The organism is Halorhabdus sp. SVX81 (genome assembly GCF_029207715.1).
Lineage (GTDB): Archaea > Halobacteriota > Halobacteria > Halobacteriales > Haloarculaceae > Halorhabdus.
In genome coordinates, this window is sequence record NZ_CP104322.1 from 1855507 (window position 1) to 1880871 (window position 25365).

The following is a 25365-nucleotide window of genomic DNA, read 5'->3' on the forward strand; positions in this document are numbered from 1 at the left end:
CGATCCAAAAGGCGTTCGTCTCCGAACGAGTCGACGCTGTTCAGTCTTCGAGCGAGTGGCTCTCGTGGGCAGTATTCGCCAGCGCGTCCGAGCGGCCGTGTTCGCCCGGCGCGATCGCGACCGTCCGACAGCCCCGGTCGGCGGCGACTTCCAGCGCGGGTTTGAAGTCAGTATCGCGGGAGGCAACCACCAGCGTGTCGATCCGGCCCTCGCTGGCTGCTCGCGTCGCGTCGACGGCGAGTTTGACGTCAACGTCTCCGCTGGTCGTGATGACCTCGAACCCGCGGGCTTCGCCGGCCTGAATCAGCCCCGGGGTAGCGTGTTCGTCGAGATAGAGTCGCGCAGCCGCTACTCGGCCGTACTCGTCGGCGATCGCTCGCAGGTCGTCGAGATCAATGTCGAACTCCTCACGGAGGACGTTCGGTCCGTCGACGTAGAGACCGACGCCGCCCGCTTGATCGCCACGAAGACGGCCCAACAAGCTCATATTCTCCCCGATGAGAGGGTCGAACTTGGAGGTTCCGTCTCCGCCGGTTCCTGGGTGAGCCTAACACGCCACAGTCCCGGGACGAATTGACGGCATTTATTAGGGTCCAGTCCGTCGATCGGAGTGTAGTTCGCGGCCCGCTCGGTTGGTGTAGTCCGGCCAATCATCTTGGCCTTTCGAGCCGAGGACCAGGGTTCAAATCCCTGACCGAGCATGGATTTTCGAGCGAACAACGTGAGCGAGAACCATCCACGCGCAGGAAAGGGATTTGAACCACGCGAGTCGCAGCGTCCGACGTGACCGCAGGGAGCGAGGACGACCGTCTCGCCACCGGGTTCAAATCCCTGACCGCGCAACGATGCTGACCGGAAGAAGCTAAGTGGGTTTCAATCGGGCGCTCACAGAACAAACGCGCCGCCACCGATGATACCCATCGTCACCAACAGCCGACCGACGCTACCGGCAAACGTCGCCAGCGCAAATTTTCCATAGTCTTTTTCCAAAATCGTGAACGCGTAGATCGAGATCGTATCCGGAAAGAAAGGCACGGAGAGAGCGAGTGCCAGGCCGACGTAACCGAACTTGCGGGCCAGTTGGACGGTCTTCCGTTCGGACCACTCGATGACGTCGAAGCGGGACTCCTTGATTCGCTTGACAAGGGGGCCATACTCCTTGGCTTCCTGGCCGATGTGGAAGGCAAAGACACTCCCGGCAGCTTTCCCGAGCCCGCTAACAAGGACGATGACCGCGAGGGTCCAGTTGTACGAGAGACCCAGTTGCATGTGTCCGGCCGGGGCGAGGACGATTTCACTCGGCAACGGCAACACGAAGGCGATCAAAAACGAGTAGATCGCGATGACGGCCAGCCCGAGTGGGCCGGTCGCTGAACGGACCATGTCTTCAAGGACGGCGTAGAACCCCGAGAAGAACCCAGCGCTCGACAGAAGCGCGTCCCCGAACGGATCCACCAACCCCTGGGCGATGTCGCCAACGATGACGAGTGGGAGGGCACCATTCACGCGGAAGGATTACGGGTGGGTTGTCGTAAACCTTAATATTCTAACCAAGCAGCGACCGGCTCAATACCAGTCCAGATCCGCAACGAACGACCGGAGCATCGACCGGGTGACGTGGGGCATACAGACGACGCGCATCTCGCCGGACCCGGTCTTCGTGACTCGCCAGCCGCGGTCGCGTAACTGCTCGATCAACGACAGCGAGACGTCAGCGGCCAACAGCGGGAGTTCGGGGCCGACGACCGTATAGCCACGATCCTCGAGGGCGTCGGCGAGCCACTCGGCGTTGTCCATCGACGCGTGGTACTGTCGGCGGTAGCCCTCGGGCCACAGCGCCTCCATGGCGGCGACGGCGCTGGCGACGCCCGCACCGCTTCTGGTCCCGGTCAGCGTCACCTGCGAGCGTGACTCCAGATACGGCGTGTCGATCGCGAGTTCGTCGAGCAGATCGCTCGAGCGCGCGAGAAAGCCGCCCGCGGGGACCGCAGCCTGCCCCACCTTGTGTGGGTCGATCGTCATCGTGTCGATGTCGGCGTGACCGAAGTGCCACGCGAAATCAGTGAACGGGAGAAAGAACCCGCCGAAGGCGGCGTCGACGTGCATCAACGCGTCGGCCTCGTCGGCCAGATCGGCGAGTGCGGGGATCGGGTCGACGTGGCCGTACTCGGTCGTGCCCGCGACACCGACGACGGCGACAGTGTCGTCGTCGATGGCGTCAGCCATTGCCTCGACGTCGGCCCGGTAGTCGGTCGTCGGAATCCGGCGCAATTCGACATCGAGCATTTCGGCGGCCTTCGTGAAGCTGAAGTGGGCGCTGTCGGGGACGACGACGTTGGGGTCCGTCGTCTCTGCCCGGTTGCGCGCGATCCGGACGGCCTGGATGTTCGCCTCGGTCCCGCCGCTGGTGACGTAGCCCGCGGGATTGCCGAGGCCGGTGATCTCACCGAGCAAGTCGACGGCCTGGCGTTCGAGGTCAGTGACCGTCTGGTAGGTCCCGGGATCGCCCGGGTTCGTCGCGAGGAATCGTTGGGCTGCCTCGCGAGCCGCTGGATGTGGTTCGGTACACATCGAGGAAAGCACGCGGTCGAAATCCTGCGGCCCGGCTCGCTGCATGGACGGTATTTGGGGCTTGATCGGTTTATCCGTTCCGCTCGTCGCAGTACTGTCGCTGTCAGATTCGCTGACACGCAGTCAGACTTCGATGATGTCGCCATCCTCGACGTCCGGAATGGCAATGTCGCCAGTGAGTGTCGTCACGGCCTGCCCGCCGACGAAGACGCCGTCCTCGACGCGAACCTGTACACGCCCGGGTCGATCCAGGAAGTCGCCCTGTTCACACCGGACCGTGGTGGCGTCGATCTCGGCGAACCGGTCAAGATACGCCGCGACCGCGCCGCTTGCCGTCCCAGTAACGGGATCCTCGTCGACGCCGACGCCCGGCGCGAACAGCCGGCCATGCACTGTCGACTCCCGATCGAGGGTGTCGAACGTGAACGCGTACAGCCCGGTCGCGTCGTGTTCGTCACAGAGGTGCTCGATCGCCGCCAGGTTGGGCGCGACGTCACCCAACTGCTCGAAGTAGTTGACGGGGACGACGAGAAATGGCATCCCCGTCGACGCCCGGGCGATCGGAAGATCCATGCCGACACCTGCGAACGCTGTCTCGGTCAATCCGAGGATCTCGGCCAGCCGGTCATAGCCGATGTCGACCGACCGAACGTCGGGGTCGTCGCCCGCCATCCAGACCGTGCCGTCGGGTTCGATCTCGATAGAGAGCGTCCCGAGGTTCGTCGAAATCGAGTGGTCGCCGGCGTCGAGGTCGCCCTGCTCGAACAACCGAGCGTGGGCGGCGATCGTCGCGTGTCCACAGAGATCGACCTCGTTCTCGGGCGTGAAATATCGAAGCGTCCGGTCGGCATCCTCGGCCGAGCGGACGAAGGCCGTCTCGCTCGCGCCGAGTTCCGCGGCGATGGCCTGCATCTGATCGGCGGACAGGTCAGCAGCGTCGGGAACCACGCCGGCCGGATTCCCGGCGAAGGAGTCCGTCGTGAACGCGTCGACGAGCGAAACCACGAGCGAGTCGGTTGTCATAGCACGTGCTGGGGCCACCAGGGGGATATGTCCACCGACGTCAGTCCGGCGCTACTGATCGTCCTCGCCCGTCACCCGTCGCACCCACGACGCAACGTCCTCGACGACTGCGCGGGAGACGTTGTTCGGCTGGAAGTACTCGGCCGGTGACGGCTGGCCTTCACCCGGCATGAAGAGATGGTTCAGGTCGGGGTACAGGGAGAACGAAACGTTCTCCCGGTCACCGAGTGCCTGCTGCCACTGGTTGTATCCATTCTCGACCGTGACCTGGTAATCACGCTCGCCCTGGAAAATGGCGAGGGGCACGTCGAGTTCCTTGGCCGTCGCCACCTGATCGTATTCCTGGACAGTCCGCCAGAAGGGACGCCCGCCGAGGCCGAAGAGGATCTCATCCTCACTGATGTCCAGCGACCGAATTCGTTCGACCGTTTGTTCGACCGCTTGGAGTTGGGTCGCCTCCTCGTCGCTGAGTTCACCGTCGAGACGGAACAGATACTCCTGCTGCTCAGGAATGATGTCCAGTAGTGGGCGGGCGTTCCCGGCCAGCATGACTGCACCCGCAACAGAGCCGTCGCGGTCGGCAATCCGCGGTGCAGTCATCGCGCCGATGGAGTGACCGACGACGACTGTCCGAGCCGGATCGATCCGGGGGTGTTCACGGAGGACGCCAAGCGCGGTCAGCGCGTCTTCGGTGACCTTCTCGTCGAGCGTGAGCGCGGCCCGATCGACGTCACAGGCATGCGTTCGCTTGTCATACCGGAGGACGGCGACGCCACGGCTCGCCAGCCCCCACGCGAGATCCTTGAACGGTTTGTTCGGCCCCAGCGTCTCGTCCATGTCGTTGGGGCCTGATCCGTGGACCAGGACGACGCCGGGGACCGACTCCTCGCCTGTCGGGAGCGTGAGCTTTGCGGGGAGTGAGCAGGTTTCGGTCGCCTCGATCGTCCGATCGACTTCCTCGAACGCCGACTGGTCGACGTACTCCGGCGGGGAATAGGAGCCGCCCGACGCCGGGAAAAACAGCCCGACGATCGTTGCGGTGTCGTCGAAGACGAGCCGGACCGCCTGTCGACCGCCGGTGAAGCGCGCGAGGACCACGGTGACGTGGTACCCGTCCGATCGGCTGTACTCCACTCCGGCGAGTTCGACGAACTGCCCGAGGGAGGCGGTCTGGGTGGTCCAGATCGATTCGAGCTGCTCGGCGTCGATTTGGGCGGTGAACTGTTCGGAAAACGCATAGTCGTCCATGATCGCGGCGTACTCGCCGGCAGCGAGTTGGTTGACGAACGCCCGTCCGGTCTCTTTGAGTGTCTCCGGATCGATGGATTCCGTCTCAGTCGGTTCGGTCGTTTCTGTGGGCTCGTCGGTCGCTGTCGACTCGCTCGGTTCCGACGTCGCCGTGTCGGTTTCCGGCGTCGAGGCTGTCGTGGACACCGCTGTCGTCGTGCTCGTCGGTGTCGACGGTTCGTCGTCCTCCGAACAGCCGGCCAGCGACGCGCCGGAGAGGGCAATGCACGTCTGGAGGAAACGGCGGCGAGTTCGCATACGGAGCCATCCGTCGGCGAACCTCTTAAGCAGACAACCCGAGCTACAGCGAGTGAAGCGGGGCTGCATGTAAAACCATAATTGTCGCCGTCCCCTGGCTTCGCCCGGTGACTACCTGAATGGCCGACCTGCCGGAGGAATTCCCCTGTACCATCACGAACTGGGAGTACATCTACGGGCTGTGCCGGGATGTCAGCGACGACGTCAAGGCCGACGACTTCGAACCCGACGTCGTCGTCTCGCTGGCCCGTGGCGGCTGGTTCGCCGGTCGGACGCTGTGTGACTTTCTCGGACTGGACGACCTCACAAGTCTCAAGATCGAACATTACGTCGGGACCGCGGCCAAGAGCCAGGAGCCAGAGGTTCGCTATCCGATGCCAGAAGGCTCGGTCGCTGGCAAGGACGTCCTGATCGTCGACGACATCGCCGACACCGGCCAGTCGCTCGAACACGCCTACGAATACGTAAGCGAGCGCGATCCGAACGCTGTCCGGACCGCCACGTTGCAGTTGCTCCAGACCAGCGAGTTCGAGCCGGACTTCGTCGGCGAACGTTTGGCGGAGTGGGTCTGGGTCGTCTACCCCTGGAACTTCATCGAGGACATGATCGACCTGATCAGTAGCGTCATGGCGAAGGCCGACGCCGAAACCTTCAGCGAGGAGGACGTCCGGTCGCTGTTGCGTTCCTACCACGAGGTCGACCCGATCGAAATGGAGATCGCCCAGCCCGACCGCATGGACGAAGTGCTCACGGAGATGGAACGCCGCGGCGTCATCGAGTATGCCGGCGAGGACGCCTGGCGGCTCTCCGGGCAGTAAGTATTAGTTTATCGTCCTCTTCGTCGGATGCGTGGCGCTCGGAGACATCGACCGTCGGGCAGTTGGGTTCGCCGCACTGCTGGCTGGGGCGATCACGTTCGTCCACGTCTCGACCAGCACCGGCACCATCACCGCCGCAACGACGAATACGCTCGTGATGGCAGTCGGCATCGCGGCCGTGCCTGCCGGCGTCGTGGTCGGCGTTTGGAGCGACAGTTACGATCGTCACCTGATCGAGGGCGGGTTCGCTGCCGCCGCTGGGTCGGCGATCGGTATCCTCGGGTGGTCAGTGGTCAGGGCGATCCTGCTGGACGGCGTCCCGATCGCGCATCGACTCGACGTCGTCTTCCTCGTCGTGGCCCTCGAGGGGCCGGTGTTCGCAGTAGTCGCCCCGTTCCTGTTTCTCGTCGGCGGCTACACGGCCACCCGGGTGGCCGAATGGACCGAGCAGTCGATCGACAATCAATTGACTGTCGGGTTGTTCCGGTGAGGACCGACGGTCGCTGGGAGCGGAGCCGTCCGGAGAATCCGAATCCGAAGGGATTGTGACCACCCCCGACGAATCAGCCGTCAGTGTTCGGCATCCAACCGAGTTCGCTGCTGGGCATCTTCGGGACGGCTATCCTGCCGATCATCGCCATCGCAGCCGCCGGGTTCGTCCTCGGGCGGGTCAAAGACGTCGAGGCCGGCCCGCTGAACACCATCACGGTCTACGTGCTGGTGCCCGCGCTGGTCTTTCACACCCTGGTGAAGACGCCGATGAGTGTCGAGACAGTGCTGCTCGTCGCGGTCGGCGTCCTCGCCGTGACGCTGGTCATGCTCGCCATCGCTGGTGGGGTCGGGCGGCTCGCCGGCCGGACCGAGCCACTGCTGGGGGCGTTCGTGCTGACGGCCGCCTTCGCCAACTCCGGGAACTTCGGGATCCCGCTCTCGGAGTTCGCCTTCGGCGCGACTGGCCGGAAAACCGCCGTCCTCTATGCAGCGGTCCAGGGCGTGCTCCTGTACACACTCGGCACCTACGTCGCGGCGCGGGGCAGCGGCGGGGCGCTGGCCGGCGTCCGTCGCGCGGCCCGGATCCCGCTGGTGTACGCGGTCATCGTCGCGCTCGGCGTCCGGTGGCTCGGCCTCGCCCCGCCGACCGGCTCGGCGGCCATGGAGACGCTCCGGCTCGTCGGCGACTCCTCGATCCCGGTCATGCTACTCATCCTCGGGATCCAGCTCTCCGGGACGGACTACGGCGCAGCCATCGGCCAGGTCGGGCTCTCGAACCTGCTCAAACTCACGGTCGCGCCGGTCGTCGCCGTCGGAATCGCGTTCGTCCTGGGCTTCGAAAATCAGACGGTCGCGCGTGTATTCATCCTCGAATCAGCTGGCCCCACCGCAGTCACGCCGATCATTCTCCTGGGCGAATTCAGCGAGCACGGCGACGGGCCGATCGGCCCCGCGGAGTTCGCCAGCACCGCGATCCTGACGTCGACACTGCTGAGCATCCCGATACTGACCGTCCTGATCGCACTCCTCAGGGCCGGCGTCGTGATCTAGACGCCCCCGTCAGGGTCGCCGCTTCCGGCCGTCGTCGTGAACGTATCGCAACGCCGCGTAGTACCGGTCCCGGTCGAACCGATCCTCGCTCGCGGCGATGCGCTCGCTGATTCGCTCCGGCGTCATGGTTGTGGGTATGAGCCACACTAACATAATGGTTTTTCATACAAAATATGAGAGGACTGCCCCCAAGTTCCACGGATCGAGAAGCGGCTGAACGGTTTCGCAGATCACTCGGCCGCCGTCGATTCGGGGGGTTGGATCCACAGATCCCCGAAGTACTCGTCCTGATCGAGGACGATCCGGCCCTGGTTTGACAGAAAGAGCAGGCCCAGGAACGACTCGATGCGTGAGCCGGCGGCACCGTCGACTTCGGCAAACAACACCGCGTCCCGGCCGGCGTCGAACTGCGTCTCGATCTTCGTGGCGACGGACTCGACGAGTTCCTCGACGTTCTCGCCGTGAGCCGTCCCGGTCACGTCCTCGACAGTGGGCTCGGCGTCCTCCCGCATGTCGTCGTCCATCCGGTAGTCGAGTTCCTGGGTCCCGCGGCGGAATCCACGCGGGGACTCGCTGGTGTCGTACTCCCTCGACTCCTTCCAGTCGGCGGACCGCTCGGCCTCCCGGAGTTCCCGGACGAGATCCTCGAGGGTGTCTGGCGTCCCGCGTGCCCGTTTGCGGTCGAGTCGCCGGTCCATCTCGTCCTCTAAGGCGTCGAACGGATCGCTATCTCCCCCCGAAAGATCGCCGGCGGCGAACGGATCGGCCGGTTCCTCCACCGCAGGTTCCTCGGCAGGGTCGTCGTCTTCCAGCAGCGCGTCGCTTTTCAGCCGCAACAGGACACTCGCGTAGAACAGCGCTCGTCCGGACGTCCGGAGGTCGGCCTCGTCGAGACGTTCGAGGAACTTGTCGGTCACCCGGACGACGTCGATGTCCCACGGGTCGATCTCGTCGTCCTCCGCCAGCCCGACCAGGACTTCGACGGGTTCGACCTCGCCGTCGTCGAGCGATGGCTCGGAAGGCGCGCCAGATTGGGCCATCACGCCTGTCCCGCCGTCGGGTCGCGTCTGTTCTCCCCCGTCCGTGTCCTCCCGTTGGTCCTCACTCATTACGTCCTCCTCAGTCATCCGCGGGCACCTCCTCGGTCAGATCGATCCCCGTCACGCTACTCACGTTGTCACCTTGCATCGTGACGCCGATGGCTCGCTCGGAGCGCTCCAGCATCGCCGAGCGATGGGAAACGACGACGAACTGGGCGTCACCGGCGAGTTCGTCGACCATCTCGCCGACGAGATCGGCATTGGCGGCGTCGAGAAACGCGTCGACCTCGTCCAGCGCGTAGAACGGCGCCGGATTGTGTCGCTGGATCGCAAAGATGAAGGCCAGCGCAGTCAGGGACTTCTCGCCGCCACTCATCGCGTTCAGCCGCTGGATCGGCTTGTCGCCGGGCTGGGCCTTCATCGTCAGCCCGCCGTCGAAGGGATCGTCCTCGTTTTCGAGGTGGAGTCGCCCCGTCCCGTTCGAGAGTCGCTCGAAGATGTCCTGGAACTGGGCGTCGATCGTCTCGAAGGCCTCCATGAACGTCTCCTTCTTTTTGGCCTCGTAGGAGTCGATCCGCTCACGGATCCCGTCGGCTTCCTCGACGAGTGTCCCACGTTTGTCCTCCAGATCCGCGAGGTCGGCCGCGACCTCGTCGTACTCCTCGATGGCGAGCATGTTGACCGGCTCTAAGCGTTCCATCTCCGCCTCGAGTTGGCCGATCCGCGTCTGGACCGTGTGGTGATCCGGGATCTCCTCAGGGTCGTACTGACCGACGGCGTCTTCGAGTTCGTCGATCTCCCACTCCAGGCGGGATTCGGTCTCGCGTTTCCCGTCGAGCTTCGACTCGATCTCGTTGACCCGGTCTTTCTGCTCGTCGCGTTCCTCCTGGGCAGCCTGGAGTTCCTCGCGGAGGTCCTCACGGTCGCTCTTGAGGTCGGCGAGTTCGGCCTCGAGTTCGGCGACAGCGTCCTGTTTGTCGGCGAGTTTCGACTCCTCCTCGGCGACAGTTTCGTTCAGCTCCTCGATGCGCTCGGCCTGTTCGGCCTTGCGGTTCTGTGCCGTCTCGATCTCGTCGTGGAGATCCTCGATCGCGTCCTCGGCGTACTGTTTTTCGAGCTGGAGTTCGTTCAGCGCCGCGTCCAGATCGTCGAGTTCGTCCTCGCGCTCGTCGATCTCGCTCTCCAGCGATTCGGCCTCGTCGGTCAGCGCGGGAAGTCGGGAGTCCTCGATCTCGGCTTCCAGGTCGTCGATCTCGCCCTCCAGGGCGTCGATCTCGCTCTCGGCTGACTCGATGTCGGCCTCGATCTCGTCCATCTCCGCGGAGACGGCCTCGCGTTCCTCCTCGATCTCTTCGAGTTCCTCGCGGCGCTGTTCGATTCGCTCCTCGGTCTCCTCGCGTTCGCGCTCACGGCGCTCGATCTCGGCCTGGATCTCCCGGACCTGATCGGCGGCCTCGGACTTGCGGTCGCGGGCATCTTCGAGTCGCTCCTCGACGTCCCCCAGTTCCTCGCGGTACTCCTGGCGCTCGTCTTCGAGTTCGGTGATACGTTCGGCGACCCGCTGGAGTTGGCCCTCACTGTCCGAGAAGGAGTATCGCGACCCGCTCGAGGATCCGCCGGTCATCGCGCCGCTCTTCTCGACGAGTTCTCCCTCGAGGGTGACCAGCCGATACCGGCCCATCAGCTCCCGGGCCGTAGCCATGTCCTCGACGACCAGCGTGTCCCCGAGGACGTAACTGAATATGCCCGAATACTCGGGGTCGAAGTCCACGAGGTTGTACGCGAAGTCGACGACACCATCGTGGCTGGGCAGCGACGGCAGTGACCGGTCGTCCATCTCCGTCAGCGGGAGGAACGTGGCCCGGCCGGCGTTGCGGTTCTTGAGATACTCGATACACCGCTGGCCGATGCCGTCATCATCAACGACGACGTTCGCGAGTCGGCCGCCAGCCGCTGTCTCACACGCCGTCGCGTAGGTCGGATCGACCCCGCCGAGTTGCCCGACCGTTCCGTGGACGCCGTCGAGATCCCCATCGAGGACGGTCGTGACCGCCCGACCATATGAGGCGTCGCCGGACTCCGCGGCCCGGGCTTCGAGCTCGGCGTACTCCTGTCGGGCGGCCTCCAGATCGTCGTCGATCTCTTCGATTTCGGCCTGGAGGTCGCGTTTCTCCGCGGCGAGATCGTCGATCACGTCCGTGATCGTCTCGCGGTTCTGCTCTGCCTTCCGGCGCTCCTCTTCGAGATCCGCGATCTCGGCGTCGAGTTCGGGGATTGACTCCTGGAGATCCTCGATCGTGGATTCGAGCTCGCGTTGCTGGTTCGAGCGCCGGCGCGCCTCGTCGAGCAGCCGATCCTGCTCGCGCTGGAGGTCGTTGCGTCGCTCCTTTGCGTCTTCGAGGCTCGCCTTCTTCGCTTCGAGTTCGTCTCTGACTTCCTCGAACTCCGCGCCGACTTCCTCGATCTCCTCCTGGACGGCCGCGAGATCGACCTCGAGATCGTCGATCTCGGCTTTCACGGAGGACTTCTCGACTTTCGTCTCCCGGATATCGGCTTCCAGATCGTCGATGGTCTCCTGCTTGCGGTCGATCTCGACGAACGCCTCGCGTCGCCGTGCCTCTGCCTCGTCACGCTTCTCCTCGGCGCTCTCGATAGCGTCCTCGAGTCGGGCGATCTCGCCTTTGATCTCCTCGATCTCGCGTTTGAGTGCGAGCTGTTCGTCCTCGCCCTTGCGCTCGATCTCGGCGTTCAACTCGGCGAGTTCGTCCTCCAGCCGGACGACCTTGCCCTCACGCTCGTCGAGTTCGCGCTGTCGATCCTCGAGCGTCTCCTCTAAGTCCGCGATCTCCTCCCGGACCGCGTCGAGATCATCGCGCTTGTCCTCGAGTTCGGCAGCCTTCTGGTAGGCCTCGTACTCCTCTTTCTCGTCTCTGAGTTCCTGGTACTCCAGGGCCGTCTCGCGTTCGTCTTCGAGTTGTTCGAGGCGGGTCTCCTTCTCCTCGATCCGGAGGTCGGCCTCTTCGATCCGGTCCTCGACGACGTCGAGTTCCTCGAAGGCCTGGGCCTTCTTCTGGTCGAACTCCGCGACGCCGGCGATCTCGTCGATGATCTCCCGGCGAGCGCCCGCAGTCATGTTGATGATCTCCGTAACGTCGCCCTGCATGACGACGTTGTAGCCCTCGGGCGCGACGCCGGCCTGGGCGAGTAAGTCCTGGATGTCCCCGAGGTTGACCGAGCGACCGTTGATGTAGTAATAGGAGTAGTAGTTGTCGTCGGTCTCCTTGACCCGGCGCTTGATCGTGATCTCCTCGACGTCGCCGACGTTCTCGCTCCCGGCAGCACTGACGACTTGCGACCGCGAAAGCGTCCGGTCGCTGTTGTCCAGTACGACCTCGACGCTCGCCTCGCGTTCGCGATCCGGTGATTCGCCGTCCTGATGGCCGGGATTGTAGATGAGGTCGGTCAGCTTCTCGGCGCGGATCCCCGAGGTGCGGGCGAGTCCGAGTGCGAAGAGGATCGCATCGACGATGTTTGACTTGCCCGACCCGTTCGGGCCGCTGATGGTCGTAAAGTCCTCGTAAAAGGGGATGCGCGTCTTTCGTCCGAAGCTCTTGAAGTTGTCGAGGACGACCTCTGTAATGTACATGTGGTGGGGTTCGGCGGCTGTTTCGCCTCGACGGTCGTGGGCACCCGGTGTCCGTCAGGCGATGATGATGTCCGATTCGGCCTCTTGGTCGTCCGTGTCCTCGACCTCCTGGGATTTAGTGGCTTCGGCCGAGGTCGAAACCGATTCCGTCTCGTCCTCGACGTCAGTCTCGATGTTGACCGGCTTCTCGAAGCCGAGTTCGTCGTCGACGGCGTTTTCGAGTTCACGCAGCCGGACTTTCGATTCGACGAGTTCGTCCGTGAGGCCTTCGACGGTCGCTTCCAGATCGCGGACTTTCGCTTCGAGTTCCTCCACTCGATTGTCGCTCATACCTCCAAAACCAGTCTCGGTCCGCTTAAACCTACGTCAGACATTCACATTCTGTCTGATACGTCTCCCGCGTGGACGGCCCCGAAGACACGCCCGAGTGCGACCGAGGGATTTAATCGCGGCGCGCCGGATATTCGGACAATGACTGCCCAAGCCATTCAGGAACGCGATCTTACCGTCGTGATCGGGCTGGAAGTCCACGTCCAGCTCGAAACCGCGACGAAGATCTTCTGTGGCTGTTCGACCGATCTCGAGGACGCCGAACCCAACACTCACACCTGCCCGGTCTGTCTCGGGCTACCAGGATCGCTGCCGGTACTCAACGAGGGGGCCGTCGAGGCCGCCGTCAGGGTTGGGAAGGCCATCGACGCCGACATTCCCGAACAGACCCGTTTCCACCGGAAAAATTACTACTACCCCGACCTGCCGAAGAACTTCCAGATCAGCCAGTACGACGCGCCGATCTGTGCGGACGGCGAGCTGGAATTCAGTGTCGAAGGCGAGCGCCGGACGGTCGGGATCGAGCGCGCCCACCTTGAAGAGGACCCCGGGAGCCTCCAGCACGCCGGCGGGAACATCGACACCGCCGACTACACGCTCGTGAACTACAACCGCGCGGGCGTCCCGCTGATGGAGATCGTCACCGAACCGGACTTCCGGGACGCGACAGAGGTCCGGGCCTTCCTCGCGAAACTGGAGGAAGTCCTCGAGTACCTGGGCATTTTCGACGCGACGCGGGACGGCTCGCTCCGGATCGACGCAAACCTCTCGCTGGTCGACGCAAGCGAGGTCGACGACGACGGCTCCATCGACCAGGATGTTCTCGAAGACGCCAACCGGACCGAGGTCAAGAACATCTCCAGTCACAAAGGGGCGGAGAAAGCCCTGGCCTACGAGGCCCAGCGACAGAAAAACGCCGTCGAACGCGGCCGCGAAGTCGAACAGGAGACCCGCCACTGGGACGAGTCCCGGGGGATCACGGTCTCGATGCGCTCGAAGGAAGAAGAGAAGGACTACCGCTACTTCCGGGAGGCCGACTTGCCGCCCCTGGAGGTCAGCCACTGGAAGGAGGAGCTCTCGATCCCCGAGTTGCCGGACGCCCGCCGTGAGCGTTTCGGCGAGGAATACGGACTCAACGAGGAGGCAGCCTCGAAGCTCACCACGACCAAGCAAGTCGCGGACTTCTACGAGGATCTGGCAAGCGAATTCGATCCCGACCTCGTTGCGACGTGGGTCGCCGACGAACTCCTGGGCGAACTCAACTACCGCGACATGGCGATCACCGACGTTGCGGACCGCCTGGACGAGATCGAACGCCTCGTCGAACTCATCGCAAGCGAGGAAATCACCGCCAAGAACGCTCGCGAAACCGTCCTCCGGGGGATGCTCGACGACGGTGAGGACCCCGATACGATCGTCGATCAGGAAGGACTCGGGAAGACCCAACGCGACGAACTTCAGGGTGCCGTCGAGGAAGCTATCGAGGAGAACCCCGACGCCGTTTCAGACTATCACGACGGCGACGGCGGCGCGATCAACTTCCTCGTCGGCCAGGTGATGCAAAAGACCGGCGGAAGTGCGGATCCCGGTGACGTGAACGAGTTATTGCGGGCCGAGCTAGAGGATTAGATTCCGAGCCACTCGTCGACGCGGATCTCGTAGCCATTGGATCGGCAGAACTTCGCGGCCTCGCGGCGAACCGCCCGCGAGCCGGGGAGTTTTCCCTTCTCGTCGATCTGCGCGACGATCCACTCGGTGATGACGTCGATCCCCTCGTCGTCGTCATCCGCCTCGATCGCCGCGAGTGCTTTGAGCGTCTTTTTATACGCGTCGCGGCGTGAACCGCCGAAATCAGCGTCCTGGAGTTCGTCACTCGCCTCGATGATGCGCTTCATCGCCGCGGCGACGGTCGGCCGCTGAACCTGGACACTGACAGCGGCGGGCGAGTCGAAGGTCTCGGCGTCTGACTTCGGCAGTAGTTCTTCGAGCCGGTAGGTACCCTCCGGTGACAGGATCTCGCGGTCGCCGACCGTCTCGACCACGTCTGCCGCCGTCGTCGGGAACGGCAGCGTTTCGAGTGCGTCCTCCAGTTCACCGAGTTCGGCCGCGGGGATCGGCGGTTCCGGTTCGTCACCACGTTCCAGTGCCGTTTCGAGTTCGCGCTCACGCTGTCGTCGGTCCTCGTCGTGGGCCTGTTTGTCTCGGCCTCGTTTGTCGTCTGCCATTTCTAACTGTTGGAACCCCAGGCAGATAGACTTATTGCCCGAATATGACGTTGGATTGAATAGACATGCGACAGAACCCCGAAGAAATGACAACCGAACCTGACGAGATCATCGAGCAAATGGACAGGCTCGTCGCGGACACGAGTCCCGGACGTGAGGGGACCGTCCCACTCAATGGGATTGCTGAACCGATCGCCAGAAACCACAGAAACGCCATTCGACGAGGGATGAGTACGGACGATATCGAGGGGTAACGCCGACGGGGCATGCGGTTCAGCGACTGTTGCCGATACGTAGACCACCCGAGCGCGAGCGGGCGACGCGTGCGCGCCTTGTCCCCCTTCCCTCTTGCGATTACACGCCGAAAGACATATGGGACGCTCTCCGCGTAGCGAGAGACAATGAGTCACGAGCCAGACGGTGGTGATCGGGCGTGCGCCTGATCGTCACCGAGAAGGACAACGCCGCCAGGCGGATCGCCGAGATATTGAGCGGCGATTCGGCGAGTGGTGAGCGGCGAAATGGCGTCAACGTCTACAAGTGGGGCGGCCAGCGCGTCGTCGGCCTCTCCGGGCATGTCGTCGGCGTGGACTTCCCGCCGGAGTATTCCGAATGGAGGGACGTCGAACCGGCCGAGTTAATCGACGCCGATGTCGTTACAACGCCCACGCGGGAGAACATCGTCGCGACACTCCGTAGCCTCGCCAGAAAGGCCGACGAGGTCGTGATCGCGACAGACTACGACCGCGAGGGCGAACTCATCGGGAAGGAAGCCTACGAGTTGATCCGCGAGGAGACCGACGCGCCGGTCGAACGCGTGCGCTTCTCCTCGATCACCGAGAGAGAAGTCCAGAAGGCCTTCGAGAATCCCGACGAGATCGACTTCGACCTCGCCGCCGCAGGCGAAGCCCGCCAGATCGTCGACCTGATCTGGGGAGCAGCGCTGACCCGCTTCCTCTCTCTGTCTGCCAAGCAGCTCGGCAACGACTTCATCTCCGTCGGCCGGGTCCAGAGCCCGACGCTGAAGCTGATCGTCGACCGCGAGCGCGAGATCGAGGCCTTCGATCCCGACGACTACTGGGAGATCCTCGCCGACCTCGCGAAGGACGGCCAGGGCTTCGAGGCCCAGTACTTCTACGACGACGACGGCAGCGAAGCCGAGCGGGTCTGGGACGAAGCGGCCGCCGAAGCTGCCTACGCGGATCTCTCCGAATCCGGGACGGCCACCGTGACCGAAGTTCGGCGGCGAACGCGCACCGACGACCCGCCCGCGCCGTTCAACACGACAGCGTTCATCTCCGCGGCGAGTTCACTCGGCTACTCCGCCCAGCGCGCCATGTCGCTGGCCGAGGAACTCTATACGGACGGCTACCTGACCTACCCACGGACGGACAACACTGTCTACCCGGACGATCTCGATCCCGGAGAGCTATTAGGTGCCTTCGAAGGCAGTTACGAGTTCGGCGACGACGCCGAGTCCTTGCTCGCCCAGGACGAGATCGAGCCGACTCGTGGGGAAACCGAATCGACCGACCACCCCCCGATCCACCCGACCGGGGAGCTTCCCGATCGCAACGAGATCGGCGCGGACGCCTGGGAGATCTACGAGCTCGTCGTGCGGCGCTTTTTCGCGACCGTGGCCGAGCCGGCGACCTGGGCGCACCTGCGGGTCGTCGCCGAGGCGGCGGGCCGGTCGCTGAAGGCCAACGGCAAGCGCCTGCTCGAAGCGGGCTATCATGCGGTCTATCCCTACTCCTCCGCCGGCGAAACTGTCGTTCCCGCTGTCGAGGAAGGAGAAGAGCTGTCGATCGACGACGTCGAACTGGAAGCCAAGCAGACCCAGCCGCCGCGACGGTACGGCCAGTCACGACTCATCCAGCACATGGAGGAGATGGGCATCGGGACGAAGGCCACGCGACACAACATCGTCGAAAAGCTCTACGATCGGGGGTACGTCGAGGACGACCCGCCGCGGCCGACAAAGCTCGCCGATGCAGTGGTCACGGCCGCCGAGGAGTACGCCGATCACGTCGTCAGCGAGGAGATGACCGCCCAGCTCGAGGCCGACATGACTGCCATCGCCGAGGGCGAGGCGACCTTAGAAGAGGTGACCGAAGAATCGCGGGAGATGCTCGGCGATATCTTCGAGGAACTGCGCGAGTCCCGCGAGGAGATCGGCGAGTTCCTCCAGGAGTCGCTGAAGGCCGACCGGACGCTCGGCCCCTGTCCGGAGTGTGGCCAGGACCTGCTGGTCCGCCGGAGTCGCCAGGGGTCGTACTTCGTCGGGTGTGACGGCTTCCCCGAGTGTCGGTTCACCCTCCCACTGCCGAGTAGTGGTGAACCACAGGTGATGGACGAGACCTGCGAGGACCACGACCTTCGGGAGGTCAAAATGCTCGCGGGTCGGGACACGTTCGTCCACGGCTGTCCGCGGTGTAAAGCCGAGGCAGCCGACGAGAGCGAGGACGAGGTGATCGGGGACTGTCCCGAATGTGGGGATGGCACTGGGCCGGAGGGGCAGCGAAACGAAGGCGGCGAAGCCGCCGAAGGGGAGGGTGGCGAACTCGCGATCAAGCACCTCCGGTCGGGGTCGCGACTGGTCGGCTGTACGCGCTATCCTGACTGTGATTACTCGCTCCCGCTCCCCCGTCGTGGTGAGATCGTCGTGACCGACGAGCGTTGCGAGGAGCATGACCTGCCACACATCGAAATCCACGACGGCGAAGACGACGATCCCTGGGAACTGGGCTGTCCGATCTGCAACTACGAGGAGTTCCAGGCGCGCAACGCCGTCGAGAACTTGGAGGACCTCGACGGGGTCGGCCCGGCGACGGCGGAGAAACTACAGGACGCTGGCGTAGCGGACCCCGAGGACCTCCACGAGGTGGACCCGGACGCCGTCGCCGGCGAGGTCCAGGGCGTCAGCGCCGATCGCATCCGAGAATGGCAAGCCGAACTCGCGACTTAAAAAGGAGTTCCGGGGGGCCGGAAAGCGAATTGCCGGCCGATTGTGATCAGTACACGAACCGTTCGAGGAGTCGACCGAGCAGGCCTGGCTGCCCTTCACCGCCGGGATGAAGGACGAGCGCGTTCCCGCCGTTCGCGAGATCGAGGCCGGGGCCGTCACGCAGGATCGCACCCCCGGTGTCGGCAACAACGACGAGATCGGCGTCTCGGGACGCGCGGAGTAGCGCCGCCGCGTCGTCCTCGCTCTCGACGACCGCCGATTCGGTCGGGCCCGAACAGAGGTCGGCCAGTTCGTCGTGATAGGTCTCGACTGAGTGACGCCGTTGGTCGGTCGCGTCCGGCGCGATCCCGTGGACGAACTCGACAGTGGCATCACGATCCATCGCCAGAGAGTTGGCAATTCGAACTTTCTGGGGATCGAACGGGCCCCCGTCGTCGACGAGGGCAAAGCGGTCGATATCGTCCAGCCCCTCGGCGTCGACACCCAGTACGTCGAAGGACCGACTCGGCCCCATGAGCACGTCGGCAAGCCCTTCCGTGAAGGTCGGGCCGGACTCGTCGACGATGACGAGGTCGTAGCCGTGCAGATCGGCGACGTTTGCGACCGCCCGGTCAACGTCGTGACTGACGATCTCGCCGTACTCGACGGGCACGTCGGTGTCCTCGACGAGGACGGCCGTCCGCTCCTCGAACACCTGGTCGGTTTCTGTGAGTGTCGATTCAGCATACGACAGTGGCGTCTGGTCGGGCACCTGATCGAACTGAACGACAGTTACAGTCCCGTTCCCGGCTCTGGCTAGCGGGACCGCCACGTCGAGCAGACGTTCCTCTGCCGCCGCGGTCGTGTCCTCTGTGAGCGCGACGAGCACGTCGGACTCGTCGGCGTCGTGACAGACCGAACGCGTTTCCTCGACAGCTCGTTGATCGATGCCACGACGGATCGCGTCGGTAGCTGCGCCCTCCCGGGAGACGTTGCGGTGGGCGTACGCGAAGTACCAGCCGACGCTCCCGAGAATGATGACGATCGCGCCGACGAACGGGATCAGTCCCATCTGGGTCAGCAACACGAGGCCGCCCAGGACGCCAAAGCCCTGCATCCAGGGGTACAGCGGCGATTCGTAACTCGGGTCGTAGGCGATGTCACTCTCCCTGAAGGCGATCAGGGCCACGTTGATCAACACGAACACGAGGATCTGGAACGCGCTCGCGAGTTTCGCGATGCTCATGATCGGGACGAACGCGATCAGCGTCAGCATGACGAGACCGGTCAGGGCGATGGCCGTGACCGGCGTGCCAAAGCGGTCGCTGACGGTGGCGAACGTCGGTGGGGCGAGGTCGTCGCGGCTCATCGCGAAGGGGTATCGCGACGACGAGAGGAGGCCGGCATTGGCGGTGCTGATCAGCGCGAGCATCGCGGCGATGACGACGGCGGCCACGCCGGGCGTCGACATCGTCGCCTCGGCCACGTCGGCGACGGGGGTGTTCGAGCCGACGATCCCCGACGGATCGACGCCGACGATCACGAGCACGACGAGGACGTACAGCAACGTCGTGAACCCGAGCGACCAGATCATCCCCCGGGGTATCACGCGGTCCGGATCCTCGATCTCCTCGGCGACGCTCGCGATCTTCGTCACCCCCGCATAGGAGACGAACACGAAGCCGGTCGCTTCGAGGATGCCGCCCGCGCCCGCGGCCAGGAATCCATCAAAGGAGGCGCTCTGAATCGAACCCGCACTGCCGCCGACGAACCAGATCATCGCGGCCAGCATGATCGCCACGATCCCGACCTGCAGGCGACCCGTCTGTTTCGCGCCCAGGAGGTTGACCAGGATGAGGACGGCCGCGAGCACGAGCGCGACCGGCTTGATCGGGAGTTCGAAGTACCACAAGAGGTACGGGACGCCGCCAACGAGCGCGAGCGCGCCCTTAAACGAGAGCGCGAACCAGGTCCCGATACCCGCGATCGTGCCGAGCAACGGTCCCATCCCGCGTTCGATGTAGAGGTAGGTCCCACCGGCCTCGGGCATCGCCGTCGCCATCTCGGCCTTGCTCAGTGCTGCCGGGAGGACGATCAGTGCTGCCAGAACGTACGCCAGGATCACCGCCGGCCCGGCCATCTCGAGGGCGAGCGCCGGCAGGATGAAGATGCCACTGCCGACCATCGCACCGATACTGATCGCCAGCACCGAAAACAGTCCGAGATCGCGTTCGAGTTCCTTCGGCATCGGGATTAGAGTGCCTCCAGCGAGTCCTGAACCGCTTGCACGCTCGCTTCGGCTGGCGTCACCGTCTCGGTGGCTATCCCATCGAAGGCGGCCGTTCGATCCGAATCGTTGACCCTGATGATCACTGTCTCGACGTCACCGTGAATTCGCAGGCGCTGGGCCACGAGCAGATTGACCGCGTCCCTGTCGGTCGCGACGAACGCGGTCTTTGCCGAGATCGCCTCCGGGTCAAGGCCCGTGTCGAACGTCGTCCGATGGGTCGGCACTCCGGCACGCTCGGCCACCCGTGCCTGATTGTGTCGATCCGTGACGAAGACGACCGCGTGGGAGCTATCAAGTTCCTCTGCAACCGCTCTGACACCGCTAGTGGTCCCGACGACCACCACGTCGACGGGGGAAGGGACGTCGTCGGTCATCCCGGCGCACACCCTCCCGAGATCGGCGATCGTTCGTTCGTTCCCTCGGTTCGATGGCTGACTGACGCGTCCGGACGATGGTGTTCCATACAGTGCGGCATAACACACGGAACGTCATAAGTTAGTCGGTTAATTTGACGCTACGTCATTTAAATTCGGCAAAATGGCCCAATTCGTTCGAATCCGTGAAAGACCGTCGAACGACGACAGCCCTGTGAGAGCTGGCCAGCTCGACCAAACGGCGACAACGAAAAAACAGACAATCAGGCCCGTTCGACGCTGAATCCGTCGAATGGCGTTTCGTACTCGTTGCGGATGAGATCCTCATCTTCGATGGTGAGCCCGATCTCGTCGAGCTCACGGCCGATCCGGTTCAGGTCGTCGCCGTCGCGGCCGATCGCCTCGATGTGGACGTTCTCGTGGCCGGTCATGACCTCCCGAACGGCGACGACGCCGCTGACCTCCTGGGCCCGTTCGGCGAGTTCCTCACGGTCGGGGACAGGTGCCGTACAGACGATCAACGTATGCAACTGGAGGCCAGTTTGTTCGTAGTCGATCTCGGCGTGATATCCAGTCAGAATGCCGTCGGCTTCCAGCGCCTGGATCCGGGTCCGCACCGTACTCGGGGCGACGTCCATACGCTCGGCGATCGTACTCGTCGAGGTTTTCCGTGCATTGTCTTGCAGTGCATAGAGAATCGCCCTGTCGAGATCGTCGAGTTCGTGAGCGGCCATGGACTGGTGTTGTGAGCCACGCGACAGAAGCGTTGTGGTCACTCAGGGACACGGCCCACGAAAGCGGGCAGAATCGAACGCGTCCCTCGAACGGAATAAACGGAGTTTAATCCCCGGGCGAGAAACACCGGAGTATGCAGGAACGGACATATGCTGCAGACGCTGACCCCGGGACGAGCGCGACCGTCGCGGGCTGGGTACACGAGATCCGCGACCTCGGCGGGATCGCCTTCCTGATCCTCCGAGACACGACCGGAAAAATCCAGGTCAAAATCGAGAAGGACAACCTCGAGGAAGCACTCGTCGAGACGGCACTCGATGTCCACCGCGAGAGCGTTCTCAAGGTTGTCGGTGACGTCGAGGAAGAGGAGCGTGCCCCGACGGGCGTCGAGGTCTCGCCCGACGACATCGAGGTGATCGCCCCTGCCGACCCCGAACTTCCCCTGGACCCCTCCGGGAAGGTCGACGCCGAACTCCCGACACGACTGGACAACCGGACGCTTGACCTCCGCAAGCCCGAAGTCAAGGCCATCTTCGAGATCCGCGCGGAAGTCCTGCGGTCGGTCCGGAAAGCCTTCCGGAACTTAGAGGCCACGGAGATCAACACGCCGAAGATCGTCGCCACGGGCACCGAGGGCGGGACGGAGCTGTTCCCGATCACCTACTTCGGCCGCGAGGCGTTCATGAACCAGAGTCCACAGCTGTTCAAGCAGCTGATGGTCGGCTCGGGCTTGGAGCGAGTCTTCGAGATCGGGCCGATCTTCCGCGCCGAGGAGCACAACACGCCCCGGCACCTCAACGAGGCCACCTCGATCGACTTCGAGTCGGCCTTCTACGATCACACCGAGGCGATGGACGCCTGCGAGACGGTCGTGAAAGCTGCCTACGAAGGCGTCGCACAGAACTGCGCCGACGAACTCGAAACGCTTGGCCTTACCGAGGTCTTCTCGGCTCCCGAGGGCGACTTCCCGCGGCTCACCTACGAAGAAGCCATCGAGCGGATCAACGCCACGGGCGAGCTTGATGACGTGCTGGTGTGGGGTGACGACCTCTCGACGGAAGCCGAACACGCCCTCGGCCAGGACGTCGGCGAGCACTACTTCATCACCGACTGGCCCAGCGAGATCAAGCCCTTCTACATCAAGGATCACGACGACGATCCGGAACTCTCGACTGGCTTCGACATGATGCACCCCTCGATGGAACTCGTCTCCGGCGGGCAGCGTGAACACCGCCACGACCACCTCGTCGAGGGCTTCGAACAGCAGGGTCTGGATCCGGGTGCCTTCGAGTACTACACCAAGATGTTCAAGTACGGCATGCCGCCCCACGCCGGCTGGGGCCTGGGTGGCGAACGGCTCGTGATGACGATGCTCGGCCTGGAGAACATTCGAGAAGCCGTGATCTTCCCGCGAGATCGCCAGCGACTCTCTCCGTAGAGTCGCTCGATCTCGCAGCGGTCAAAGATCGGCAGCGTTTGTCGCCATAAGCGAGGACGACCAGCGGGAGTCCTCGAAACGCGAGCGGGAGCGAAGCGACACGCGAGCGGCGACAAACCTGCGAGCCAGCGAGACGAACGAAGTGAGTCTCGCAGGATCGCCAGCGACTCTCTCCGTAGCGTCGCTCGATCTCGCAGCGGTCAAAGATCGCCGATGGCCTGTGCCCGGAGTTCGCCAGTTAAATGGAGTCCGTGACTGTCGATCCTGCGGACGATCCGCTTTGCCTGCGTGGTCTTGAGATACTTGTCCTCACTGGTGGCCCGGACAACGGTCCCGAACGTCCCGGTCACCGTGGCCCCCAATCCCTCGGCGACCGTCCGGAGGCGGCGGTCGTCGGTGACGAGCCCAATCGTCGGCCCGTCGTCCTCAGTGTCCGCCGCCTGGTCGTCGTCCATGGCCGCCAGCACGGGCTGCAGTAAGCGGCTTTCGACGACTGGGTTTTCGACGCCGAGGACTCCCATCGCGCGTTCGGCGTGGTCGGTGTCGATCGTCTCTCGGGTGGCCCCACCGTCGTGAACGAACTTCTCCATGTTCGTCTTCGCCGGTTCGGTCGAGACTTGGTCGGCAACCATCTCGGGGATGACGATCGCGCCATCGAACGCGGAGAGCAGTTTGGTCTCGCCGACCGTGCCGAGATCGATCAGTGGGCCCGGGCCGACGTAGATCCGGGTCATAGCTCGTGGGCCGCTTCGACCTCGCCTTCTAGGTCTTCGCGCCGGAACTGGGCTGTCAGGTTCTTCTCGCGGGCGATTTCGAGCCACTCGGCGACGGTCACGTTCGCCAGCCGGGCGGCCTCGTTGACCGCGACATCCCCGGACTGATACCGCTCGACAGCGTGGCGCACGCGAAGGTCCTGCAGACCGTCACGCAACGCTTTCCGGATGGTCGAGCTCCAATCGTCCTCGAGCAGGTCGGCGACGGCTTCGAGTTCAGCCTTCTCTTCATCGGGAAGCCGGACGCTGACTGTGGGCATGTGTATACGGCCGATGACAGCGTAAACATATTTCAAACCCCCGGTTTCGGATCACTCGCCGATCCGAACTCGAAGGGTTCTACCGGGGGGACGACGAAGGGCCGACAATGAGCGAGCGAGCGAGCGCGTTCGTCCCGGGCCACGTGACGGGGTTTTTCTCCGTCGTCCGGACCGACGATCCGACGACGACTGGCTCACGCGGCGGCGGGATCGCCCTCTCCGACGGCGTCCGGGTGACCGTCGAACCGGCACCCGAGACGACGATCACGCTCGACGGGCGGACCGTTCAGATCGAGGCAGTCGAGCGGGTTCTCGACGCCCTGGCGGTCGAGGCGGCGGTCACCGGCGAGACGGACCTGCCGATCGGTGCGGGATTCGGCGTCTCGGGGGCGATGGCGCTCGGAGCGGCACTCGCTGCCAACGCCGTCTTCGATCGCCGGCTCTCGCGGGACGAACTCGTCACGATCGCCCACGGAGCCGAGGTGCAGGCCGGGACGGGGCTGGGCGACGTGGTCGCGCAGGCAGCCGGCGGCATCACCCTCCGGCTGGAACCCGGCGGGCCGATGGAGAATCGACTCGACGCGGTTCCCACGCGTTCCCGCGTCGAATACGTCACCTTCGGCGAACTCGACACCGCGACCGTCATCGGCGGCGACACAGACCGACTGAGCGAGGCCGGAAACGAGGGGCTGTCGACTGTCGTCGCCGAGCCGACCGTAGCGGAGTTCATGTACGCCTCCCGGCGGTTCGCCCGCGAAGCTGATCTCCTGACTGAGACGGTTCGGGACGTGATTACGGATGTCGCGGCGGCCGACGGCGAGGCCTCGATGGCGATGCTCGGCGAGACGGTCTTTGCGCTCGGGGACGGACTGTCGGCGGCCGGGTACGACCCCCAGGTCTGTCAGGTCGATCCGGCAGGGGCGACGCTGGTCGATGGCAGGCACGCGGACAGAGAAGGCCCGCCCCTCTCGACGGGCACTTCGCAGTAGCGACGTTTTTCACCGTCTGGATCCGATCGTGATTCATGAGCGACGTGGACATCCCGGAGAGTCACCCACGGTACGAATCGCTGTTGACCCGCCATCGTATCGAAACCGGCGTCGAGAAGGGGATCACGAGCCAGCAGGGGCTCATCGCCCAAGGGCGGGGCGAAGCATTCGATTACCTGCTGGGCGAGCGGACCATCGAGAGCGCCGACCGGGCCGAGCGGGTTGGGGCCGCACACCTTCTGCTCGCCGACCGCCCAGTGCTCTCGATCAACGGGAACGTCGCCGCGCTCGTCCCCGGGGAAGTCGTCGAGCTGGCCGCGGTGACGGGAGCCGACCTGGAGGTCAACCTGTTCAATCGTACCGAGGCGCGGATCGAAGCGATCGCCGACCACCTCCGCGATCACGGCGCAAACGAGGTGAAGGGACTGACGGCTGACGCGCGCATTCCCGGCCTGGATCACGAGCGGGCGAAGGTCGACGCCGACGGCATCTACGACGCTGACACGGTCGTGGTTCCGCTTGAGGACGGCGATCGGGCCGAAGCACTCGGCGAGATGGGGAAAACGGAGATCGTAATCGACCTCAATCCGCTGTCCCGATCGGCACAGGTCGCGGCGGTGCCGATCATCGACAACGTGCTCCGGGCCGTGCCAAATATGACAGCGCATGCCCGATCGCTACAGGACAGCCCGGCCGAGGACCTCCGGCAGCTAGTCGAGGACTTCGATCCGGCGGGGGCACTCGACGCCGCCGAGAAAGCGATTCGATCCGGCCAACTGGAGTGAGAAAGCGCGGTACCGGGCGACCAGCAGAGTACTT

Annotated in this window: 23 protein-coding genes and 1 tRNA gene; 10 read left to right on the forward strand and 14 right to left on the reverse strand. The window is 64.3% G+C overall.

The annotated features are described in order from the left end of the window. Positions 1 to 40: 40 nt before the first annotated feature. On the reverse strand, positions 41 to 487 hold the full coding sequence (locus SVXhr_RS09210; RefSeq protein ID WP_275736916.1) for an NYN domain-containing protein: 447 nt from the start codon (positions 485 to 487) through the stop codon (positions 41 to 43). A gap of 139 nt (positions 488 to 626) precedes the next feature. On the opposite strand from SVXhr_RS09210, the gene SVXhr_RS09215 reads away from it, so the two are divergent. Continuing rightward, positions 627 to 701: transfer RNA gene (locus tag SVXhr_RS09215), tRNA-Glu, on the forward strand. Between the two features lie 184 nt (positions 702 to 885). Here SVXhr_RS09215 and SVXhr_RS09220 read toward each other — a convergent pair. The 4 genes from SVXhr_RS09220 to SVXhr_RS09235 all read right to left on the reverse strand — a co-directional run bounded on the left by SVXhr_RS09220 (position 886) and on the right by SVXhr_RS09235 (position 5139). Beyond that, on the reverse strand, positions 886 to 1431 hold the full coding sequence (locus SVXhr_RS09220; protein WP_275740916.1) for a VTT domain-containing protein: 546 nt from the start codon (positions 1429 to 1431) through the stop codon (positions 886 to 888). Between the two features lie 135 nt (positions 1432 to 1566). Continuing rightward, positions 1567 to 2616 carry a tyrosine decarboxylase MfnA gene (mfnA, locus tag SVXhr_RS09225; RefSeq protein WP_275736917.1) on the reverse strand — a complete coding sequence of 350 codons (1050 nt, stop codon included), beginning with the start codon at positions 2614 to 2616 and terminating at the stop codon, positions 1567 to 1569. A 78-nt stretch (positions 2617 to 2694) separates the two neighbouring features. Continuing rightward, the gene (locus tag SVXhr_RS09230; protein WP_275736918.1) at positions 2695 to 3594 is read right to left on the reverse strand and encodes a PhzF family phenazine biosynthesis protein; all 900 of its coding nucleotides are present in this window, start codon (positions 3592 to 3594) and stop codon (positions 2695 to 2697) included. A 51-nt stretch (positions 3595 to 3645) separates the two neighbouring features. Next, positions 3646 to 5139 (reverse strand): alpha/beta fold hydrolase, encoded by a 1494-nt coding sequence (locus SVXhr_RS09235; RefSeq protein ID WP_275736919.1) that lies wholly within the window; start codon positions 5137 to 5139, stop codon positions 3646 to 3648. Between the two features lie 119 nt (positions 5140 to 5258). Between SVXhr_RS09235 and SVXhr_RS09240 the strand changes: the two genes are divergently transcribed. From SVXhr_RS09240 to SVXhr_RS09250, 3 genes are all read left to right on the forward strand, one after another. Beyond that, positions 5259 to 5957: a phosphoribosyltransferase gene (locus tag SVXhr_RS09240; RefSeq protein ID WP_275736920.1), complete on the forward strand. Its 699-nt coding sequence runs from the start codon at positions 5259 to 5261 to the stop codon at positions 5955 to 5957. A 31-nt stretch (positions 5958 to 5988) separates the two neighbouring features. Further along, positions 5989 to 6447, forward strand: a complete 459-nt coding sequence (locus tag SVXhr_RS09245) for a hypothetical protein (RefSeq protein ID WP_275736921.1) — start codon at positions 5989 to 5991, stop codon at positions 6445 to 6447. 83 nt (positions 6448 to 6530) lie between these two features. Next, entirely contained in the window at positions 6531 to 7499 is a 969-nt protein-coding gene (locus SVXhr_RS09250; protein WP_275736922.1) for an AEC family transporter, read from the forward strand. Between the two features lie 230 nt (positions 7500 to 7729). Here SVXhr_RS09250 and SVXhr_RS09255 read toward each other — a convergent pair whose 3' ends face one another. The 3 genes from SVXhr_RS09255 to SVXhr_RS09265 are packed head-to-tail and all read right to left on the reverse strand — an operon-like array spanning position 7730 to position 12515. Further along, on the reverse strand, positions 7730 to 8626 hold the full coding sequence (locus SVXhr_RS09255) for a ScpA family protein (RefSeq protein WP_275736923.1): 897 nt from the start codon (positions 8624 to 8626) through the stop codon (positions 7730 to 7732). Further along, positions 8619 to 12185 (reverse strand): chromosome segregation protein SMC, encoded by a 3567-nt coding sequence (smc, locus tag SVXhr_RS09260; RefSeq protein ID WP_275736924.1) that lies wholly within the window; start codon positions 12183 to 12185, stop codon positions 8619 to 8621. The genes SVXhr_RS09255 and smc overlap by 8 nt, the downstream gene beginning before the upstream one ends. 54 nt (positions 12186 to 12239) lie before the next feature. After that, complete coding sequence (locus SVXhr_RS09265) at positions 12240 to 12515, reverse strand: bZIP transcription factor (RefSeq protein WP_275736925.1); 276 nt, start codon at positions 12513 to 12515, stop codon at positions 12240 to 12242. 141 nt (positions 12516 to 12656) lie between these two features. Here SVXhr_RS09265 and gatB point away from each other — a divergent pair, with 141 nt between their 5' ends. Beyond that, entirely contained in the window at positions 12657 to 14144 is a 1488-nt protein-coding gene (gatB, locus tag SVXhr_RS09270; RefSeq protein ID WP_275736926.1) for an Asp-tRNA(Asn)/Glu-tRNA(Gln) amidotransferase subunit GatB, read from the forward strand. On the opposite strand, the gene SVXhr_RS09275 is transcribed toward gatB, so the two are convergent. After that, complete coding sequence (locus tag SVXhr_RS09275; RefSeq protein ID WP_275736927.1) at positions 14141 to 14740, reverse strand: hypothetical protein; 600 nt, start codon at positions 14738 to 14740, stop codon at positions 14141 to 14143. The two genes, gatB and SVXhr_RS09275, sit on opposite strands and share 4 nt — an antisense overlap. Positions 14741 to 14805: 65 nt before the next feature. On the opposite strand from SVXhr_RS09275, the gene SVXhr_RS09280 reads away from it, so the two are divergent. Both SVXhr_RS09280 and SVXhr_RS09285 read left to right on the forward strand, forming a co-directional pair. Beyond that, the gene (locus SVXhr_RS09280; RefSeq protein ID WP_275736928.1) at positions 14806 to 14994 is read left to right on the forward strand and encodes a transcriptional regulator; all 189 of its coding nucleotides are present in this window, start codon (positions 14806 to 14808) and stop codon (positions 14992 to 14994) included. A 179-nt stretch (positions 14995 to 15173) separates the two neighbouring features. Then, entirely contained in the window at positions 15174 to 17708 is a 2535-nt protein-coding gene (locus SVXhr_RS09285) for a DNA topoisomerase I (RefSeq protein WP_275736929.1), read from the forward strand. 46 nt (positions 17709 to 17754) lie between these two features. Here SVXhr_RS09285 and SVXhr_RS09290 read toward each other — a convergent pair whose 3' ends face one another. From SVXhr_RS09290 to SVXhr_RS09300, 3 genes are all read right to left on the reverse strand, one after another. Next, positions 17755 to 19935 carry an amino acid permease gene (locus tag SVXhr_RS09290; protein ID WP_275736930.1) on the reverse strand — a complete coding sequence of 727 codons (2181 nt, stop codon included), beginning with the start codon at positions 19933 to 19935 and terminating at the stop codon, positions 17755 to 17757. A 5-nt stretch (positions 19936 to 19940) separates the two neighbouring features. Then, positions 19941 to 20351 carry an NAD-binding protein gene (locus SVXhr_RS09295; RefSeq protein WP_275736931.1) on the reverse strand — a complete coding sequence of 137 codons (411 nt, stop codon included), beginning with the start codon at positions 20349 to 20351 and terminating at the stop codon, positions 19941 to 19943. A 263-nt stretch (positions 20352 to 20614) separates the two neighbouring features. Further along, positions 20615 to 21085 carry an Lrp/AsnC family transcriptional regulator gene (locus SVXhr_RS09300; protein WP_275736932.1) on the reverse strand — a complete coding sequence of 157 codons (471 nt, stop codon included), beginning with the start codon at positions 21083 to 21085 and terminating at the stop codon, positions 20615 to 20617. A 134-nt stretch (positions 21086 to 21219) separates the two neighbouring features. Between SVXhr_RS09300 and aspS the strand changes: the two genes are divergently transcribed. Continuing rightward, the gene (gene aspS / locus SVXhr_RS09305; protein WP_275736933.1) at positions 21220 to 22524 is read left to right on the forward strand and encodes an aspartate--tRNA(Asn) ligase; all 1305 of its coding nucleotides are present in this window, start codon (positions 21220 to 21222) and stop codon (positions 22522 to 22524) included. Positions 22525 to 22724: 200 nt separating this feature from the next. On the opposite strand, the gene SVXhr_RS09310 is transcribed toward aspS, so the two are convergent. Both SVXhr_RS09310 and SVXhr_RS09315 read right to left on the reverse strand, forming a co-directional pair. Next, entirely contained in the window at positions 22725 to 23258 is a 534-nt protein-coding gene (locus tag SVXhr_RS09310) for a hypothetical protein (protein WP_275736934.1), read from the reverse strand. Beyond that, positions 23255 to 23557 (reverse strand): UPF0175 family protein, encoded by a 303-nt coding sequence (locus SVXhr_RS09315; RefSeq protein ID WP_275736935.1) that lies wholly within the window; start codon positions 23555 to 23557, stop codon positions 23255 to 23257. Before SVXhr_RS09315 ends, SVXhr_RS09310 begins: the two co-directional genes overlap by 4 nt. A gap of 107 nt (positions 23558 to 23664) precedes the next feature. Here SVXhr_RS09315 and SVXhr_RS09320 point away from each other — a divergent pair, with 107 nt between their 5' ends. Together SVXhr_RS09320 and SVXhr_RS09325 are read left to right on the forward strand one after the other, a co-directional pair. Continuing rightward, positions 23665 to 24546 (forward strand): pantoate kinase, encoded by an 882-nt coding sequence (locus SVXhr_RS09320; RefSeq protein WP_275736936.1) that lies wholly within the window; start codon positions 23665 to 23667, stop codon positions 24544 to 24546. A 35-nt stretch (positions 24547 to 24581) separates the two neighbouring features. Beyond that, complete coding sequence (locus SVXhr_RS09325; RefSeq protein ID WP_275736937.1) at positions 24582 to 25331, forward strand: 4-phosphopantoate--beta-alanine ligase; 750 nt, start codon at positions 24582 to 24584, stop codon at positions 25329 to 25331. Positions 25332 to 25365: the final 34 nt, after the last annotated feature.

Coding starts and splice junctions, on each gene's coding strand:
- smc (WP_275736924.1), bottom strand. CDS start 12,185: ATGTACATTACAGAGGTCGTCCTCGACAACTTCAAGAGCTTCGGACGA.
- SVXhr_RS09240 (WP_275736920.1), top strand. CDS start 5,259: ATGGCCGACCTGCCGGAGGAATTCCCCTGTACCATCACGAACTGGGAG.
- SVXhr_RS09300 (WP_275736932.1), bottom strand. CDS start 21,085: ATGGCCGCTCACGAACTCGACGATCTCGACAGGGCGATTCTCTATGCA.
- SVXhr_RS09325 (WP_275736937.1), top strand. CDS start 24,582: ATGAGCGACGTGGACATCCCGGAGAGTCACCCACGGTACGAATCGCTG.
- mfnA (WP_275736917.1), bottom strand. CDS start 2,616: ATGCAGCGAGCCGGGCCGCAGGATTTCGACCGCGTGCTTTCCTCGATG.
- SVXhr_RS09290 (WP_275736930.1), bottom strand. CDS start 19,935: ATGCCGAAGGAACTCGAACGCGATCTCGGACTGTTTTCGGTGCTGGCG.
- SVXhr_RS09210 (WP_275736916.1), bottom strand. CDS start 487: ATGAGCTTGTTGGGCCGTCTTCGTGGCGATCAAGCGGGCGGCGTCGGT.
- SVXhr_RS09230 (WP_275736918.1), bottom strand. CDS start 3,594: ATGACAACCGACTCGCTCGTGGTTTCGCTCGTCGACGCGTTCACGACG.
- SVXhr_RS09265 (WP_275736925.1), bottom strand. CDS start 12,515: ATGAGCGACAATCGAGTGGAGGAACTCGAAGCGAAAGTCCGCGATCTG.
- SVXhr_RS09275 (WP_275736927.1), bottom strand. CDS start 14,740: ATGGCAGACGACAAACGAGGCCGAGACAAACAGGCCCACGACGAGGAC.
- SVXhr_RS09310 (WP_275736934.1), bottom strand. CDS start 23,258: ATGACCCGGATCTACGTCGGCCCGGGCCCACTGATCGATCTCGGCACG.
- SVXhr_RS09295 (WP_275736931.1), bottom strand. CDS start 20,351: ATGACCGACGACGTCCCTTCCCCCGTCGACGTGGTGGTCGTCGGGACC.
- SVXhr_RS09320 (WP_275736936.1), top strand. CDS start 23,665: ATGAGCGAGCGAGCGAGCGCGTTCGTCCCGGGCCACGTGACGGGGTTT.
- SVXhr_RS09255 (WP_275736923.1), bottom strand. CDS start 8,626: ATGACTGAGGAGGACGTAATGAGTGAGGACCAACGGGAGGACACGGAC.
- SVXhr_RS09315 (WP_275736935.1), bottom strand. CDS start 23,557: ATGCCCACAGTCAGCGTCCGGCTTCCCGATGAAGAGAAGGCTGAACTC.
- SVXhr_RS09280 (WP_275736928.1), top strand. CDS start 14,806: ATGCGACAGAACCCCGAAGAAATGACAACCGAACCTGACGAGATCATC.
- gatB (WP_275736926.1), top strand. CDS start 12,657: ATGACTGCCCAAGCCATTCAGGAACGCGATCTTACCGTCGTGATCGGG.
- SVXhr_RS09235 (WP_275736919.1), bottom strand. CDS start 5,139: ATGCGAACTCGCCGCCGTTTCCTCCAGACGTGCATTGCCCTCTCCGGC.
- aspS (WP_275736933.1), top strand. CDS start 21,220: ATGCAGGAACGGACATATGCTGCAGACGCTGACCCCGGGACGAGCGCG.